A 1560-nucleotide genomic window follows, 5' to 3' on the forward strand; every position below is an offset into this window, starting at 1 on the left:
CAGGGTAAACGCATCTAATTTTGTATAAATTGTACTTGACAAAACGCCACCAAGAGGAAAGGGATTTTTTCTTAGTCAACGTGCATAATAGATTGGCTAGAGGACATCTTCAATAGACGTTAAGGTTGGATATCCCGGAATAAGCGTATGGCTAGAGGCTTTGGTTGTCCCGTTGTCAGGCCAGAACAAGTGCGTGAGGCTAAAATACTCAGAAACAGTGTTCTCAACTATTTCCAGCACATCCAAGATCCGCGAGTGGAACGAACGAAATATCATGGTTTGACACAGATTATCACCATTGCTCTTTTGGCAGTCCTCTCAGCTGCCGATGGGTTTGTGGCGATAGAAACCTATGGCAAGGCTAAGCAATCTTGGTTGGAGACGTTTTTAGATTTGCCCCACGGGGTTCCATCCCACGATACCTTCGCCCGAGTGTTTGGGATGCTCGATCCGCAAGCGATACAGGAGAGTTTTCTTTTGTGGGTGAGCAGCATCACCGAGAGACTGGGCATCAAGGTAATTCATATCGACGGCAAGACGGCCTCCCGGTTCCTATGACCGGGAGGGGAAGCTCAAAGCGCTACATAGTGTAAGTGCCTGGAGCAGTGAACACGGCTTGGTACTGGCTCAACACAAAGTTGATAGCAAGTCGAATGAAATTACAGCCGTCCCCCTCCTACTAAAGTTACTCAACCTCAAAGGGGCTGTGGTGACGCTGGATGCAATGGGAACACAGACAGAGATTGCCCAGCTTGCTCAAGCAAGCCGGAGGAGAGTATGTGCTAGCCCTCAAAGGCAATCAGAAAAAACTAAGCGACCAAGTGGCGGCTTGGTTTGAGCAGGCTATTGCCCGGAACTGGCATGGGGTTGAGTATGATTATCACAAAACGGTGGAGACGGGACACCATCGGATTGAAACCCGTCAGGTCTGGGCAGTACCGATAAATCAACTACCACCGTTGCATCGGCAAAGCTTGTGGGTGGGCTTAACTACTATTGTCATGGTCAAGCGAACCAGTCAATTGTGGAACACAACGACAACGGAAGTTGGCTTCTACCTCAGCTCCTTGGAAGCAGATGCTCAGCAACACAACCGGGCGATTCGATCCCACTGGAGTATCGAGAACAGTTTGCATCTTCGTACTTGATGTAACCTTCAACGAAGATGCCTGTCGGATTCGCCAGGGATATGCCTCGGAAAACCTGGGACTATTGCGCCGTTTAAGCGTCAACTTGCAAAGAGCGTGAACCTTCTAAGATGAGTCTGGCGATGAAGCGATATCGAGCGGGCATAGATAACGACTTCCTGCTGAATATCATGTCCGCGAGTACATCGAAGTGAAAGGGGTTCAATCAACATAACCCAAAAGCCATAATGACCTGTCCGAGGAGGTGCAGCACCAAACGCAATCGGTATTACATTTATATGGTACTCATAAGTCGGCAGAATCTCGCAAGCGAGTCTGGAGCAATGCCAGAGTCTCCATTTTGAACGAGCAACCTGTTTTTTCGTCAGCTTCTATAGATTTGCAGGACTTAATTTAGATGCGTTTACCCTGG

The 1560-nt window shown here is 48.5% G+C and carries 1 pseudogene; it reads left to right on the top strand.

From position 1 onward, the window contains the following. The first annotated feature begins 189 nt into the window (after positions 1 to 189). Positions 190 to 1342, top strand: a pseudogene (locus QUB12_RS37265) (ISAs1 family transposase). Positions 1343 to 1560 lie beyond the last annotated feature (218 nt).

Source organism: Microcoleus sp. B7-D4 (genome assembly GCF_036705125.1).
Lineage (GTDB): Bacteria > Cyanobacteriota > Cyanobacteriia > Cyanobacteriales > Microcoleaceae > Microcoleus.